At 73.3% G+C, this 14464-nt stretch carries 10 protein-coding genes; 2 read left to right on the top strand and 8 right to left on the bottom strand.

Annotated elements, in window-relative coordinates; translation table 11 throughout:
- Positions 1-62: 62 nt before the first annotated feature.
- From ACZ3YL_RS13505 to ACZ3YL_RS13525, 5 genes are all read right to left on the bottom strand, one after another.
- Complete coding sequence (locus ACZ3YL_RS13505; RefSeq protein WP_465657220.1) at positions 63-650, bottom strand: hypothetical protein; 588 nt, start codon at positions 648-650, stop codon at positions 63-65.
- Positions 651-959: 309 nt separating this feature from the next.
- A complete protein-coding gene (locus ACZ3YL_RS13510) occupies positions 960-1640 on the bottom strand; it encodes an imidazolonepropionase-like domain-containing protein (RefSeq protein WP_465657222.1) in 681 nt (226 codons plus the stop codon).
- A 19-nt stretch (positions 1641-1659) separates the two neighbouring features.
- Positions 1660-2880, bottom strand: a complete 1221-nt coding sequence (gene mqnC / locus ACZ3YL_RS13515) for a cyclic dehypoxanthinyl futalosine synthase (protein WP_188305149.1) — start codon at positions 2878-2880, stop codon at positions 1660-1662.
- A gap of 179 nt (positions 2881-3059) precedes the next feature.
- On the bottom strand, positions 3060-4766 hold the full coding sequence (locus ACZ3YL_RS13520) for a serine/threonine-protein kinase (protein ID WP_465657224.1): 1707 nt from the start codon (positions 4764-4766) through the stop codon (positions 3060-3062).
- 191 nt (positions 4767-4957) lie between these two features.
- On the bottom strand, positions 4958-5866 hold the full coding sequence (locus ACZ3YL_RS13525) for a menaquinone biosynthetic enzyme MqnA/MqnD family protein (protein ID WP_465657226.1): 909 nt from the start codon (positions 5864-5866) through the stop codon (positions 4958-4960).
- 409 nt (positions 5867-6275) lie between these two features.
- Here ACZ3YL_RS13525 and ACZ3YL_RS13530 point away from each other — a divergent pair, with 409 nt between their 5' ends.
- Entirely contained in the window at positions 6276-6479 is a 204-nt protein-coding gene (locus tag ACZ3YL_RS13530) for a cold-shock protein (protein WP_188305323.1), read from the top strand.
- A 247-nt stretch (positions 6480-6726) separates the two neighbouring features.
- Here ACZ3YL_RS13530 and ACZ3YL_RS13535 read toward each other — a convergent pair whose 3' ends face one another.
- A complete protein-coding gene (locus ACZ3YL_RS13535; RefSeq protein WP_188305324.1) occupies positions 6727-8076 on the bottom strand; it encodes a dicarboxylate/amino acid:cation symporter in 1350 nt (449 codons plus the stop codon).
- Between the two features lie 463 nt (positions 8077-8539).
- Here ACZ3YL_RS13535 and ACZ3YL_RS13540 point away from each other — a divergent pair, with 463 nt between their 5' ends.
- Complete coding sequence (locus ACZ3YL_RS13540) at positions 8540-9748, top strand: MFS transporter (protein WP_465657228.1); 1209 nt, start codon at positions 8540-8542, stop codon at positions 9746-9748.
- Between the two features lie 80 nt (positions 9749-9828).
- Here the strand turns inward: ACZ3YL_RS13540 and ACZ3YL_RS13545 are convergent, their stop codons facing one another.
- Entirely contained in the window at positions 9829-13212 is a 3384-nt protein-coding gene (locus ACZ3YL_RS13545) for an SdrD B-like domain-containing protein (protein WP_465657230.1), read from the bottom strand.
- A 138-nt stretch (positions 13213-13350) separates the two neighbouring features.
- Positions 13351-14460 carry a LacI family DNA-binding transcriptional regulator gene (locus tag ACZ3YL_RS13550; protein ID WP_465657232.1) on the bottom strand — a complete coding sequence of 370 codons (1110 nt, stop codon included), beginning with the start codon at positions 14458-14460 and terminating at the stop codon, positions 13351-13353.
- Between the last annotated feature and the right edge of the window lie 4 nt (positions 14461-14464).

The following is a 14464-nucleotide window of genomic DNA, read 5'->3' on the forward strand; positions in this document are numbered from 1 at the left end:
GAAGGTCCTCCCGGGGGCGCCGGCCGGGGAACCCCGCACCCCACGGCGTCCCCCGCCCCGTCCTAGTGGGCGCCCCGACGCCCGCCCGCGCGGCGCCGGCGCCGCGAGCGCTTGCCCTGGGTTATCGCGGGCATCCCCTCGGCGAGCGCCCCGGTGGCCATCGCGAGGTTGGCGGCGAGCCGCCCGTGCCCGCTGCGGACCGCGACGTCCCGCCGGTGGCGCCGGATGCGCAGTACGCAGATCACGAACAGCAGGACGGCGACCGGCACGCTGAACCGGGCCAGTCCGACGCCGACCGGCTGCGGGTAGGTGTCGCCGCAGATCCGTACCGCGCCGGGGTCGTCGGCCGCGTGTTCCAGGCAGACCGCGTCACCGACCTTGGCGCCGTCGGAGAGCGGCAACGCGGCGGCGGTGTGCGGCTGGCCGCTGACCTTGTAGCTGACGGCACTGTACGTGCCGCCGCCGGTCGGCAGTTGGGTGACGACGCCCTCGACTCTTACCGGGTGGGCCGCGATCCGGTCGGCCTGGTCGGCCTGGCGCCAACCGAGCAGGCACATCCCGACGGCCAGCACGGCGCTGAGCACGGTGGCGAGGTACCAACCACGGCCCAACCGCGGGGAGCGCGGCGGGGGGACGGTCGCGGTTCGCATGGTTCCTGTCCTGGCTTGCCTCCGGGGCCTGGGACACGGCCCCGCCACCCGCGGGCACGGGCGGTGGTGTGGTGAGCGTACGGAGTGAGCTGTCCGGGATCGTATCCGCTGGCGGGCCCTCAGGTCACGGTGAAGGGGCAATCATCCCCCGCAGCGGGCGCGGCAGTTCGGGTGCACACGAAGGAAGTCCCGTACGTGGCAAGGCAATCCGCCTACTGATGAGTACGTCACACCGGGCCCGATCACCGGCCCCGGCCGGCCTCACCGTTGCCTGGACTCACTGCCGCCGGGCCTCACCGCCGCCGGGCCTCACCGCCGCCGGTACACCAACCGCCCGCCCAGCACGGTCGCCAGGCACCCACCGGACGCCGGCTCCACCCCACCCGCCGCCGCAACCACCCGAAACACCGCGAAGTCCGCCCGCCCACCGGCCGCCACCCGCCCGTGCACGGCCCGCATCAACGGCAGCACCGCCAACGGATCCAGCACCCCCACCACTTCGGAGGCCCCCACCGCATCCGCATCCGGCGCCGCCGCGTCCAGAGCCCCCGCACCCCCCGGCAACGCGACCAGCCCGGACCGCGCCACCGCCGTCCGCACCGAGGCCCGTTCGAACGGCCCGGCCACCGCCGTCACCCCGAACCCGAGCATCCGCTGCAGCCCGCGCCGCGCGCTGGCCCCGTACCGGGCCTCGTCGGTGCAGCCCACCAGCCCGTCCGCGACCGGTTCGACGCCGATCTCCTCCCGCGGGTCCGGGTGGTAGTCGCGCTCCAACAGCCGCTGCCCGCAGGGGTTGCGCAGCCCGGGTGTGAGCACGGCGTTGCCCCAGTCCCGGACCCGCGCCGACGGATGGGCCGCCGCCAGTTCCGGGTACGGCCCGAGGGCCTCGACCAGTTCGCCGCGCACCACCACCGCCCCGTCGGCGAAGGACGGGGCGGTGGGATCGGCCGGGTCGGGCAGCAGGAACGCCGCCCGGTGGAGGGTCAGCACGGTGGCTTCGGGGCCGGACTCAGTTGTCCAGGATCTTCAGCTCGGGGTGCGCAGTGCCGCCCTCGATCGCCGTGGAGGCGATGTGGGAGGCGACCCGGGCGTCGACCGGGTCGTTCGCCGGGTCGTCCAGCACCCGCAGGTGCTCGTACGTGGTGGAGCGCTGGGCCGGGACGCGGTCGGCGGCGCGGATGAGGTGGATCAGCTCGGTCAGGTTGGAGCGGTGCTTGGCACCGGCCGCCGAGACGACGTTCTCCTCCAGCATCACGGAGCCGAGGTCGTCCGCGCCGTAGTGCAGCGACAGCTGGCCGGCCTCCTTGCCGGTGGTGAGCCAGGAGCCCTGGATGTGGGCGACGTTGTCGAGGAACAGCCGGGCGATGGCGATCATCCGCAGGTACTCGAAGACGGTGGCCTGGGTCGAGCCCTTGAGGTGGTTGTTCTGCGGCTGGTAGGTGTACGGGATGAAGGCGCGGAAGCCGCCGGTGCGGTCCTGCACGTCGCGGATCATCCGCAGGTGCTCGATCCGCTCGGCGTTGGTCTCGCCGGTGCCCATCAGCATGGTGGAGGTGGACTCCACGCCGAGGCCGTGCGCGGTCTCCATGATCTCCAGCCAGCGCTCGCCGGACTCCTTGAGCGGGGCGATCGCCTTGCGCGGCCGCTCGGGCAGCAGTTCGGCGCCGGCGCCGGCGAAGGAGTCCAGGCCCGCCTTGTGGATCCGGGTGATGGCCTCCTCGATGGAGACGCCCGAGATCCGGGACATGTGCTCGACCTCGGAGGCGCCGAGCGAGTGGATCACCAGCTGCGGGAAGTCGGCCTTGATCGCCGAGAACGCGCGCTCGTAGTACTCCACGCCGTAGTCCGGGTGGTGGCCGCCCTGGAACATGATCTGGGTGCCGCCCAGCTCGACCGTCTCGGCGCAGCGGCGCAGGATCTCGTCGAGCTCGCGCGACCAGCCCTTGTCGCTCTTCGGCGGCACGTAGAAGGCGCAGAACTTGCACGCCGTCACGCACACGTTGGTGTAGTTGATGTTGCGCTCGATGATGTACGTCGCGATGTGCTCGGTACCCGCGTAGCGGCGGCGGCGCACCGCGTCGGCGGCGGAGCCGAGCGCGTGCAGCGGCGCCGAGCGGTAGAGCTCCAGCGCCTCCTCCGGGGTGATCCGGCCGCCGGCGGCGGCCCGGTCGAGCACGGCCTGCAGGTCGGTGCTGGACGCATCGAGGGTGGTCGCTGCGAGCTCGGTCACCTGGCGGCCTTCTCTCTCTCAAGTGCTACTCGGGTACGGCCGAACCAGCCTACGCCAGGCGTTTCGGGCGCCCGCGTCAGCCCGCTGAACTGCGCCTCTGCCCTGTGTGTCCGCACTGTGTGTCCGCACTGCGCCGCGGCCCGCTTCGCTCCCGTCGGCCGGCCGGTCCGGAGCCCACCTCACGGGGTGGCGCCGCCCACCCGGCGCAGTGTGCCGGCCGGGTTGCCGGCCGCCGGGTCGGCGGAGGTGAAGCGGATCGTCCCGTCGGACTGCAGGGTGAGCGTCTCCGCGTTGGAACCGCCGGTGCAGGCGCCGGGGATCGAGGAGCGCACCAGCCGGGACTGGAACACCAGCTTGGTGTCGGCGACGGACCTGAGCATCCAGGCGCCCTCGCAGCTGATCGAGATGAGGCCGGAGAGGGCGTTGCGGCTGGTGGTGGCCTCCTGGCCGACCGCCGCCTGGTGGACGGTGATCGTGGTGGTGCCGCCGGGCAGCCCCTTGTCGGTGACCATGTCCCCGCTCCAGGTGCCCAGGAACGCCGCCGGCACCGCGTCGCCGCCACCCGCCCCGGGCGCCGGGGACACCCCGGACGGAGAGCCTGACCGCGACGCGGAGACGGAAGCGGAAGTGGAGGTCGAAGCGGACGGACCGTCCGGCACGAAGGCCCCGGGCGACGCGATGGCCGCACTCGGATCGATGGACGGGATCGGCATCGGCCCCACCGAGGGCACCGGCACCGCCGGATCGGGCCGCTGGACCAGCGCGTACAGCCCGTACCCGACACCCCCGAGCAGGGCGACCGCCAGCGCCACCGCCCCCGCGGTCACGGCCGGTCGACGCCGCCGCCGGGCGATCCCCGGGTACGCGCCCGTCCCGGGCGGATAGGCGCGCAACGGCCGCTCACCCGACGCAGACAGCGCCCCCGACCCCTGCCCGTCCCCCGCGTGCCCCAAGTCCCCCAAGTCCCCCGAACCCGCCGAGTCCCCCTCCAGGTCCAGCAGTTCCACCGCACTGCGCCCCACCCCCGCCGCCAGCGCCGGCGGCAGCCAGTCCCCCCGCGCGAGCCGGCCGGCGACCGCACCGTCCGGGTCCAGCCAGGCACCCAGCTGGTGCGGGGTGGGCCGGGCGGCCGGGTCCTTGGCCAGGCAGTGGAGGACGACGGCCCGCAGGGCGTCGGGCACCCCGGTGACGTCCGGTTCCTCGTGCAGCACCCGGTAGAGCAGGACGGCCGCGCTGACCCCTTCGCCGAAGGGGTGGACGCCGGTGGCGGCGAAGGCGAGGACGGCGCCGAGCGAGAAGACGTCCCCGGCCGGTCCGGACGGCCGCCCGTTCGCCTGCTCGGGCGACATGAAGCCCGGCGAGCCCACCACATACCCCGAACGGGTGAAACCACTGGTCGCGTCCAGGGCCCGGGCGATCCCGAAGTCGATCAGCCGGGGCCCGTCCAGGGTGAGCAGCACGTTGGAGGGTTTGACGTCGCGGTGCACCAGGCCGAGCCCGTGCACGTGGGCGAGCGCTCCGGCGAGCCCGATGCCGAGGGCGCGGACGGCGGTCTCCGGCAGCGGACCGTGCTCCCGGACGGCGGCGTCGAGTGCGGGGCCGGCGACGTAGCCGGTGGCGACCCAGGGCGGCTCGCCCTCGGTGTCGGCGTCCAGGACGGGCGCCGTCCAGGCGCCGCCGACCCGTCGGGCGGCGGCCACCTCCTGGCGGAAGCGGGCGCGGAACTCGGTGTCGTCCGCGAGTTCCGTCCGGACCACCTTGACGGCGACGGTGCGTCCGCCAGCCGTCCGGCCGAGGTAGACCCGGCCCATCCCGCCCGAGCCGAGCCGCCGCAGCAGCCGGTAGGCGCCCACCTGGCGCGGATCGTCCGACCCCAGTGCCCGCATGCCCCGCACGCTCCCCTCGCACGCGCACGCGCGGCCCCGGGCGGGTGCCCGGCCGCGTGCGCCGCTCCCGAACCGCGCCCCGCGCAGCACCCGCCGGACGCGCCTCGGGAGCAGACCGTACCGGGCCGAACCGGCCCCCGCCCCCGAGGCCCCGCCCTACCGCTCTACCGCTCTACCGCCCCACTGTCCTCCTACCCGATCGGCAACTCCGCCGGCTCCAGCAGCCGCACCGTCACATCCGGCGCGAACCCGCTGTCGTGCGCCACCCGCCGGGCGAACTCGGCGACCCCGGCGAGCTGGCGCCCACCCAGCGAGAAGTCCAGCGCCTCGCTGAAGTACCGCTCCAGCACGTCCGCCCCGAAGGCCTCCCAGCGGGCGGCCTGTTCGGCGACCTTGGCGGCCTCCACCAGCGACAGGTCGCGGGACTCCAGGAAGGCCCGGTGGACGGCCGCGGTCAGCTCGGGGCGGCGCTCGGCGAACTCGCGGCGCACGGCCCAGACCGCGAAGACGAACGGCAGGCCGGTCCACTCCTTCCACATCTCGCCGAGGTCGTGGACGGTCAGCCCGAGGTCGGCAGCCTGCCCGAGGTAGGCGCGCAGTGCCGGGTCACCGATCAGGACGGCGGCGTCGGCCTCGGCGAGCATCGCGCTGAGGTCGGGCGGGCAGCTGAAGTAGTCGGGGCGGACGCCTTCGCGCTCCTCGAGCAGCAGTCGGGCGAGCCGGACGGAGGTGCGGCTGGTGGAGCCGAGGGCGACCCGGCGGCCGTCGAGGTCGGCGAGCGGCACCTTGCTCACGATCAGGCAGGACATCACCGGGCCGTCGCTGCCGACGGCGATGTCGGGCAGGACGAGCAGGTCGTCGGCGTTGCGCAGGTACTCCACGCAGGTGATCGGCCCGATGTCGAGGGAGCCGCCGACGAGTTGGTCGCTCAGCTTCTCCGGGGTGTCCTTGGTGAGGTCGAGGTCGAGCAGATTGCCGGTCCTGGCGAGGCCCCAGTAGAGGGGGACGCAGTTCAGGAACTGAATATGGCCGACCCTGGGCCTGACCGGGGTGTTCCCCTGGGGTTCGGGCTCCCGCGTTTGTCCGTCCGGTGCTGCCACTGCGCCGCTCCCTTACTGTTCGTGCGCTTCCCCGCAGCGTATGCCCGCTGTTCGCGGGGGCTCGCACCGGCCACCCGACACGCGCGCGGACCTCTGCCGTCCGCTCCGGCACGTGCTTCCAACGCGCCTTCCTGCACCGGTTTCCAGCCCGATCCGGGGGCCTACGACACGCACTGTCCGGAGGGCAAGTGACCTCTGGTCGTCACAGCGACCGCATGCTAGCGTTGCCCTCAGTTGCAGTTTGATTCCCCTTGCAGTACTTGAAGCCTGCGGAGCATGTAACCGCAGGCTTTTTGTAGTTTTTCAGCAATATCGAAAAACTTCGGACTCGTCCGGAGGCAGGGCGATCAGCGCAGCGGACCGGGGACCACACGGTGTGGCCCCCGACACGCATCGCAAGGAGAACGGAATGGCTCAGGGAACCGTCAAGTGGTTCAACGCTGAGAAGGGCTTCGGCTTCATCGCCCAGGAGGGCGGCGGCCCCGACGTCTTCGTCCACTACTCCGCCATCAACGCGAGCGGCTTCCGCTCGCTGGAGGAGAACCAGGCGGTCAACTTCGACGTCACTCAGGGCCCGAAGGGCCCGCAGGCGGAGAACGTCACCCCTATCTGACCATCCTTTGATGTTCTGATCGCTCGGGACCCCTTCGGGTCCGCCGGCGGCTCCCGACAGCCGTCACCATGAGCACAAGAGCAACACCCAAGGGGGCCTGCCCATCGCGGCGGGCCCCCTGCCTTTTTCGGGCCCCGCCCGAGCAGGCGCCGAGGACCGCCGAAGGGCCCTCCCCGTCGCCCCGAGGAACGCCGAAGAGCCCTCCCCCGTCGCCCGGGGAAGGGCTCTCGCACAGGTCCGTTCGGGATCAGGCCGCGGCCGGAGCCTTCGCGTCGGCCCGCGCCGGAACGGCGGCCTTCGGCACGTCCTCCTCGTACAGGTCCCCGGACGGGTTGTTGTACGCGGCCACGTCCAGGATCCGCTCCCGCGCCGCGACCACGACCGGCACGACCACCTGGCCGGCCACGTTGGTGGCGGTGCGCATCATGTCCAGGATCGGGTCGATGGCCAGCAGCAGGCCGACGCCCTCCAGCGGCAGGCCCAGGGTGGACAGGGTCAGCGTCAGCATGACGATCGCACCGGTGAGGCCCGCGGTGGCGGCCGAGCCGACGACCGAGACGAAGGCGATCAGGATGTAGTCCTTGATGCCCAGTTCGATGTTGTAGACCTGGGCGACGAAGATCGCGGCGATCGCCGGGTAGATCGAGGCGCAGCCGTCCATCTTGGTGGTGGCGCCGAACGGCACCGAGAACGAGGCGTACTCGCTCGGGACGCCGAGGCGCTCGGTGACCCGGCGGGTGACCGGCAGGGTGCCGACCGAGGAGCGCGAGACGAAGGCCAGCTGGATGGCGGGCCAGGCGCCCTTGAAGAAGTGCAGCGGGTTGAGGCCCGCGGCGAAGCGCAGCACCAGCGAGTAGACGACGAACAGCACCAGCGCGCAGCCGACGTAGATGTCGAGGGTCAGCGTGGCGAAGGGCTTGAGCAGGTCCCAGCCGTACTTGGCGACGGACTTGCCGATCAGGCCGAGGGTGCCGAGCGGGGAGAGCCGGATGACCCACCACAGGGCGGTCTGGGTCAGCTCCAGCACGGTCTCGCTGAGCTTGAGGACCGGCTCGGCCTTGGTGCCGAGCTTGATGATCGCGGCGCCGACCACGACCGCCATGAAGACGATCTGCAGCACGTTCACCTTGACGAAGGCGTCGACGATGTTGGTCGGGAAGATCCCGGTCAGGAAGTCGATCCAGGTGCCCTTGGAGTCGAGCGCCTTGAGGCCCTCGGTCTTGAGGTTGGTGCCCTGGCCGGGGTTGGTCAGCAGGCCCAGGCCCAGGCCGATGCCGACCGCGATCAGCGAGGTGGCCATGAACCAGAGCAGCGTGCGGGTGGCCAGGCGGGCCGCGTTGGTGACGTTGCGCAGGTTGGCGACGCTCACCACGATCGCGGTGAAGACCAGGGGCGGCACGGCCAGCTTGAGCAGCTGGACGAAGATCTTGCCGATGGTCTCCAGGGTGGTGGCCAGCCAGGAGATGTCGGCGGCGCGGGCCAGGTAGCCGAGGCCGACGCCGAGCACGAGGCCGGCGACGATCTGCACCCAGAACGGCGTCTTGCGGATGCGGGCGAGCACGGACGGCGACGAGGTCGCCTCGGGCGCTGTGGACATGGGGCTGCGACTCCGGGGGAGGGCGTTGCTGACGGTGGGGGGTGGAGCGGGGACGGCGGCACGGCGCGGGGCCGGGCGGGAGAGGTCACGGACCCCGTTTCAGGGGCGTGCCGCCGCGATACAGCTCATGGCTGCACAGCTCATGGCGCGACAACGGCGCGGGCTGTCCACAGCACCGGTCAGAGCACCCGGGCGGGCGGCGCCGGGCAGCGGGCCCGGGCCGTGCATCCGCAGTGCGTCTGAGGTGGTCACGGTCGACACGTTAGCAGCAAAGGTTTGAGATGTTCAAAGTACTTGTTTGAGATCGAGCCACCCCGGACCCGCACCCGGGAGTGAGATCCGGACACGAACGAGGCTGACGCCCCATCAGATCCGTCTCCCGGCCGGATTGACCGACTGGCAGTTATACGTATAACTTAGACAGCGCCCCGCCCTCCCCTGCCCTGACCGGAGAAGACCACCGATGGGCTACCTCGCCCTGCTCCGCGCCCCGCACGTCACCCGACTCCTGCTCGGCACCCTGCTCGGCCGCCTGCCCGCCGGTATGACCGCCCTGGTGATCGCCCTCGCCCTGCGCGAGGCCGGCGTCCCGTACGGCCGGATCGGTCTGGCCACCTCCGTCTACGCGCTCGCGGCCGCCGTCGGCGGACCGGTGCTCGGGCGGCTCGTCGACCGCACCGGCCAGCCGCGCGTCCTGCTCGCCTCCGCCGTGGTGGCCGGCGGCGGGTACGCCCTGCTCGCCCTCGCCCCCGGCTCCCCGCTGGCCGCTCCCCTCGGCGCCGCCGTCGCCGGCCTCGCGATGCCGCCGCTGGAACCCTGCCTGCGCTCGCTCTGGCCGGACGTGGTCGACGAGGACCAGCTCGACACCGCGTACGCCTTCGACTCCGCCTCCCAGCAGATCCTCTACGTCGCCGGACCGCTGGCCGTCGCCGGCATCGCCGGACTGTTCAGCCCGGTCGCCGCGCTCTGGGTGGCCGCCGGACTCGGCCTGGCCGGCGCGCTGGTCGTGGCCACCGCGGCGCCCGCCCGGACCTGGCGCGCCCCCGCCCGCGAGCGGTCCGCCGGGCTGCTCGGCCCGCTGCGCTCCCCCGGCCTGGTGCTGCTGCTGATCGGACTGGCCGGAGCCGGCTGGTCGGTCGGCGCGCAGAACGTGCTGTTCATCGCCTACGCCGAGCAGCACTCCGGCGCGCTGCCCGGCGGCGGGGGCACCCTGCTGGCGCTGGCCGCGCTCGGCGGACTGCTCGGCGCGCTGGCCTACGGCATGGTCAAGTGGCGGCAGAGCACCGCGACCCGGACCTGGATGATGGCCCTCGCGATGGCCGCCTCCTACCTGCCGCTGGTCACGCTGCCCGGCCCGTACCCGATGGCCGCGCTGGCCTTCCTCTCCGGCATCGTGCTCGCCCCGCTGCTGGCCGCCGCCTTCGTCCTGGTCGCCGAACTGGCCCCGACCGGGACGGTCACCGAGGCCTTCGCCTGGCTGGTCACCCTGTTCGCCACCGGCAACTCGCTCGGCTACGCCGTCTCCGGCCACCTCGCCGAGGGCTCGCTCCGCCCGGTCGCGGTCTGCGCGGCCGGCGGGATCGCGCTCGGCGGGCTGGTGCTGTTCGGCGCCCGGCGCTGGTTCCACGGCGCACCGGCCGCGCCGCTCGCCGAACCCGTCCCGGTGGGCTGACCGCCCGCCCCCACAGACGACTGCGCCCGCCGGGGTCTGGCCGGCGGGCGCAGTCATTCCTTTCCACTCATCCGGAGTGATCAGCTGTGGCGGCCCCGACGGCCCCAGGCGATCACGCTGAACAGCACACCGCTACCCAGCACACCGACCGCGAGCAGCGCCGGCACCAGCCCGGACCCACCGGTGCCGGGCAGCTCGCCCCCGCCGTGGCTCCGGGACGGCGACGGGCCGTGCGTCGGACTGTGCCATGGGCTGTGCGTCGGACTGTGCGACGGCGACGAGGTGGGCGAAGCCGTCGGGGACGGCGACGAGGTGGGCGAGGGCGAGCTCGTCGGAGACGGCGACGGGGTCGGCGAAGGGGAGGACGTCGGCGAGGGCGACGAGGTCGGCGACGGCGAAGACGTCGGCGAGGGCGAAGGCGACGGCGAGGGAGACGGCGAAGGAGACGGAGAAGGAGAGGGCGAGGGAGACGGCTCCGCCGCCAGCACCAGCCCCATGTCCAGGCTCAGGTCCCGCTGCCCGCCCGCCAGCCGTACCGTCTGGGTGGTCCCGGTGCCCGGGTCGGCGTCCGAGTCCAGCGCCGGATCCGTCCCGGCGTGCCGCACGGTGACCTTGGCCCCGGTCGGAATGGTCGTCAGGTCGAAGCGCACCGCGTACTCCCCGTCCGGCAGCTTGTCGAACAGGTAGTGCCCACTGGCGTCGGTGACCGTCGTGACCGGCTTGCCCGTCTTGTCGCGGACCGGCTGCCCGGCGCCGTCCAGTAGTTCGACCCGTACGCCTGGCACCCCGGCCTCGCCGGGCTGCTGGATGCCGCTGCCGTCGCGGTCGGCCCAGACGTAGTCGCCGAGCGCGTTGTTCGGCGGGACGGGCGCCTGGACGCCGACGCCGACCTTGGCGGGCTCGGCGGGCAGCAGCGGGCTGCCGCTGGAGTCGGTGGCGGTGTAGGCGAAGCTGTTCCAGGCGAAGTCGGCGTTGCCGGCGTCCACCGAGGCGACCATCGGCCAGGTCAGGGCGAAGAGGCCACCGGGCGCCAGGGTGCCGGGGCGGCGGACCCGGAACCAGGTGGTGGTGCCGGGCCCCGGGAAGGTGCTGCTCCACTGGGCGTTGGCGTCGCACGGGCCGGGCACGGTGATGGCGCCGGTGACGCACGGGGTGGGCGAGGTGGTGTACTCGATCACCACGGTCGGGTCGCTGGAGGTCAGCGGCTGGGTGAGCGAGGGCGTCCAGGCCGAGCCGCGCTGGATGTCGGGCCGCAGCACGTAGGCGTCGCCCGGGGTGGGCAGCTTGTCGTACGCGATGAAGTCGGTGACCGGGTCGGGCGAGTCGTTGCGGACGGTCAGCCGGTAGGAGATGCCGCCGCCGGGGGTGGTGGTGCCGGTGGTGGCGTAGTCCCGGTCGAGGTCGCCCTTGACCTCCTTGAAGGACCGCAGCACGGCCGGGACCTGCACCTCGACCTGCGAGGAGGCGTGGCACACGGTCTCGGTGGTGTTGCCGTCGCCGTTGAGGTCGAGGGTGTCCGGCACGCCGCCGTCGGTGCCGAAGAAGAAGCAGCTGACGGGTGCGGTGGCGCCCTCGGTGGTGACGTACACGTCGTTGGTGAGGGTGCCGGGCTGGGCGCTGCCGGCGACCTGGGCGTCGATCAGGGTGCGGTACGCCTTCTGGTCGTTGAGGTACATCATGTCGGGCGCGCCGGCCGGCCAGGTCATCTTGAGCAGTTGGCGGCCGTTGGGGCCGGGCAGCACCTGGACGGACTGGGGGGCGACGGACTGCGGGTAGGCGGGGTCGCGCCGGGCGCTTCCGTCGACGTAGACCAGGCCGGGCGGCAGCAGGTCGTACAGGACGAGCGGGGTGTCGAGGGTGCGTCCGGTGCGGTTGTAGGGGACGACCTCGAAGGTGGCGATGCCGCCGGGGGCGAGGACGGCGCCGGCGGTGGTGGTCTTGGCGGCGCCGAGGTTGGTGGCGGCGGTGACGGTGGCGTCGGCGCAGGCGCCGGCCGAGGAGGTGTCGCCGGCCGCGTCGGTGCCGGTGACGTCCACGCAGTTGTGCAGCGGGGTGGGCGCGGTGCGGCCGTCGTGGCCGGGGGTGACCACCTGGGCGAGGACCTGGACGGAGTTGCCGGGGCTCCAGCCGGTGGGGATGGGGCCGTTCCACTCGAAGCGCAGTCCGTCGAGCCAGCGGCCGGCCGGGATGCCGAGCACGTCGTTGGCCGGGTCGCCGGCGCCTTCGGCGAAGGTGATCCGGCGGCTGGTGGAGCCGCTGAAGGGGGTGCCGGGGGTGAAGGTCCGCCAGGCGGTGTCGCCGTTCAGGCGGTACTGCAGGGTGAGGTCGATGCCGGTGGGGTTCCAGGCCTCCAGCTGGATGGACTGCGGGATCAGCCAGTTGTAGAGGCCGGGGGTGGTGCCGGAGCCGGGGTCGGTCATCACCAGGCTGGTGGCGGGGCCGGCGGTGTTGGCGGCGTGCAGGCTGAAGGAGGTGAGGTCGCCGGAGACGGTCCGGTCCTGCCAGACCTTGGAGGCGGTGACCTGGATGCCGGTGGCCGGCGGTTTGAAGGTCGGGGTCTCGGCGGTGGCGGTGGAGAGGTCCCGGGTCGGCTCGGGGCCGAGCGGATCGCCCTGCAGCACGACCGAGTTGGTGGAGGTGGTGCCGCTGGGGAAGGTCGGGTCGGGGTAGTTGACCACCAGCACGCCGGGCAGCCGGCAGCCGGCCTGGCCGTTCACGGCGCGGAAGGCGCCGATGTCGTAGGTCCAGCGGTCGGGGTCGTTCGGATCCTGGGTCCAGCCGGGCGAGCGGGCGGTGTCGACGACGGCGCCGGGCGGCAGGGTGTCGACGAGCCGGCTGGCGTCCAGGTCGACGTTGGGGACGCCGGCGGTGGAGCAGGCGCTGAACTGGTAGGTGACCGACCGGCCGTCCTGGCTGCTGGTCTGGACGCCCTTGGTGACCTTGTAGTCGGGCTGGACGATCGCGGTGGTGGTGGCGGAGCCGGTCTCCGGGGGTTCGCCGTCGGCGGTCAGGGTGGCCGAGTTGACGGTCCGGGTGTTGTTCGGGGTGGTGAAGTTGGGGAACTTGAGGACGACCTTGACGGTCGCGGTCGTCCCCGGGGTGAGGGTGAGCAGTTTGATGTCGAGGGCGCCGCCGACGGTGCCCGCGGCCGGGACGGTGGAGCCGGCCACGTCGACGGTGCTGGCGTCCGGGGACCAGCCGACGAACTCCATCCCGGCGGGCAGGGTGTCGGCGATGTTCCCGTTGGTGCAGTCGCTCACCGAGCAGGTGTACCGCAGGGTGTAGGTGACGTTCTCGCCGGGCGCCACGACGGCCTTGTCGACCGTCTTGGTGAAGGTGACGGCGGCTTCGGCCGGTGGGGCGGTGAGGGTGCCGGTGAGCAGTGTGCCCGCGAAGAGGCCGAAGGCGGTGGCCAGTCGGGCGGCTCTGGACAGGCGTGGGCATCGTGGTCGGGGCGTCCGCATAGGCGGAATCTCATCGTCCGATGAAATGCCCGAGGCTACGGCGCGAGAGGAAAGGACCCGGTTTCACCCGATCGGGCCAGTACGATCCGGCGCACCACCGGACGGCCGCCGGTCGGAACGGGGCTCGCCGGAGGCCCGTCAGGCCGGCGCCGGGGCCGTCGAGGAGCGCCGCACCAGCGAGGTGGCCAGCGGCGCGACCGGCTCCACCGGCTCGCCGCGCAGCAGTCCGGCGAGCGCGGCCGCCCCCGCCCGGCCCAGGTCCTCACCGGGCAGGTCGACGGTGGTCAGCGGCGGGGCGAGCAGTCCGGCGACGGCGATGTTGTCCATGCCGACCACCGAGAGGTCCTCCGGCACCCGCAACCCCCGCTCGGCGGCGGCCTGGTAGACCCCGGAGGCGACCACGTCGTCGTCGCAGATCACCGCGCGTGGACGGTCCGCCCGTTCCAGCAGCTCCCCCGCCACCGTCCGCGCGGCCGCGTACCCCTCATTCAGGCTCACGCCCAACTCCACGACCTCCAGGCCGAGTTCGCGGACGGCCTGCTCGAAGGCGGCCTGCCGGACCCGGAAGGTGTACGCGGCGTGGGTGGAGCGCAGGTGCCCGATCCGGCGGTGCCCGAGGGCCGCCAGGTGCTCGACGGCCGCCCGCATCCCGCCGCCCACGTCGAGCTCGACGGTCGGGCGGGCCCGGTCGGTGCCGGGGTCGGCGTCCAGGAAGACGGCGGGGGTGTCCGGCGGCAGCTCGCCCAGCTGGCTGTCGTCCGGGGAGCAGATCAGCAGGCCGTCGAAGCGGCCCGCGGTGGCGGCCTCGGCGAGGGTGGCGCTGCCCCAGCCGGAGCTGACCACGACCGCCAGCCCGTGCCGGCCGGCCTCGTGGTGGACGCCCTCCAGCACCCGGCCGAAGAACGGGCCCTGGAGGTTCGGCACGGCCAGCATGATCATTCCGCTCCGGCCCAGCCGCAGTTGCCGGCCGGCCGCCTGCGGGCGGTAGCCGAGGCTGCGGGCGGCCTCGCGGACCCGCTCCCTGGTCGCCTCGGAGACCCGGCGGCCGGCCTCGGCGCCGGAGAACACCAGCGAGACGGTGGCCTGGGAGACCCCGGCGAGCCGGGCCACGTCCCGCCCGGTGGGTCGGCGCACGGGGGCCGGCCACGTCCCGGCGGGGCGCTCGGCTCCGGCTCCGGCCTCGACGCCGACCTCGACTCCGGCCTCGGATTCGACGCCCGGCTGCGGGTGCGCGGGCTCAGCGGGCACAGCG

The sequence above is a fragment of the Kitasatospora sp. NPDC023176 genome (assembly GCF_055560495.1).

Coding starts and splice junctions, on each gene's coding strand:
- ACZ3YL_RS13505 (WP_465657220.1), bottom strand. CDS start 650: ATGCGAACCGCGACCGTCCCCCCGCCGCGCTCCCCGCGGTTGGGCCGT.
- ACZ3YL_RS13520 (WP_465657224.1), bottom strand. CDS start 4,766: ATGCGGGCACTGGGGTCGGACGATCCGCGCCAGGTGGGCGCCTACCGG.
- ACZ3YL_RS13530 (WP_188305323.1), top strand. CDS start 6,276: ATGGCTCAGGGAACCGTCAAGTGGTTCAACGCTGAGAAGGGCTTCGGC.
- ACZ3YL_RS13535 (WP_188305324.1), bottom strand. CDS start 8,076: ATGTCCACAGCGCCCGAGGCGACCTCGTCGCCGTCCGTGCTCGCCCGC.
- ACZ3YL_RS13540 (WP_465657228.1), top strand. CDS start 8,540: ATGGGCTACCTCGCCCTGCTCCGCGCCCCGCACGTCACCCGACTCCTG.
- ACZ3YL_RS13545 (WP_465657230.1), bottom strand. CDS start 13,212: ATGCGGACGCCCCGACCACGATGCCCACGCCTGTCCAGAGCCGCCCGA.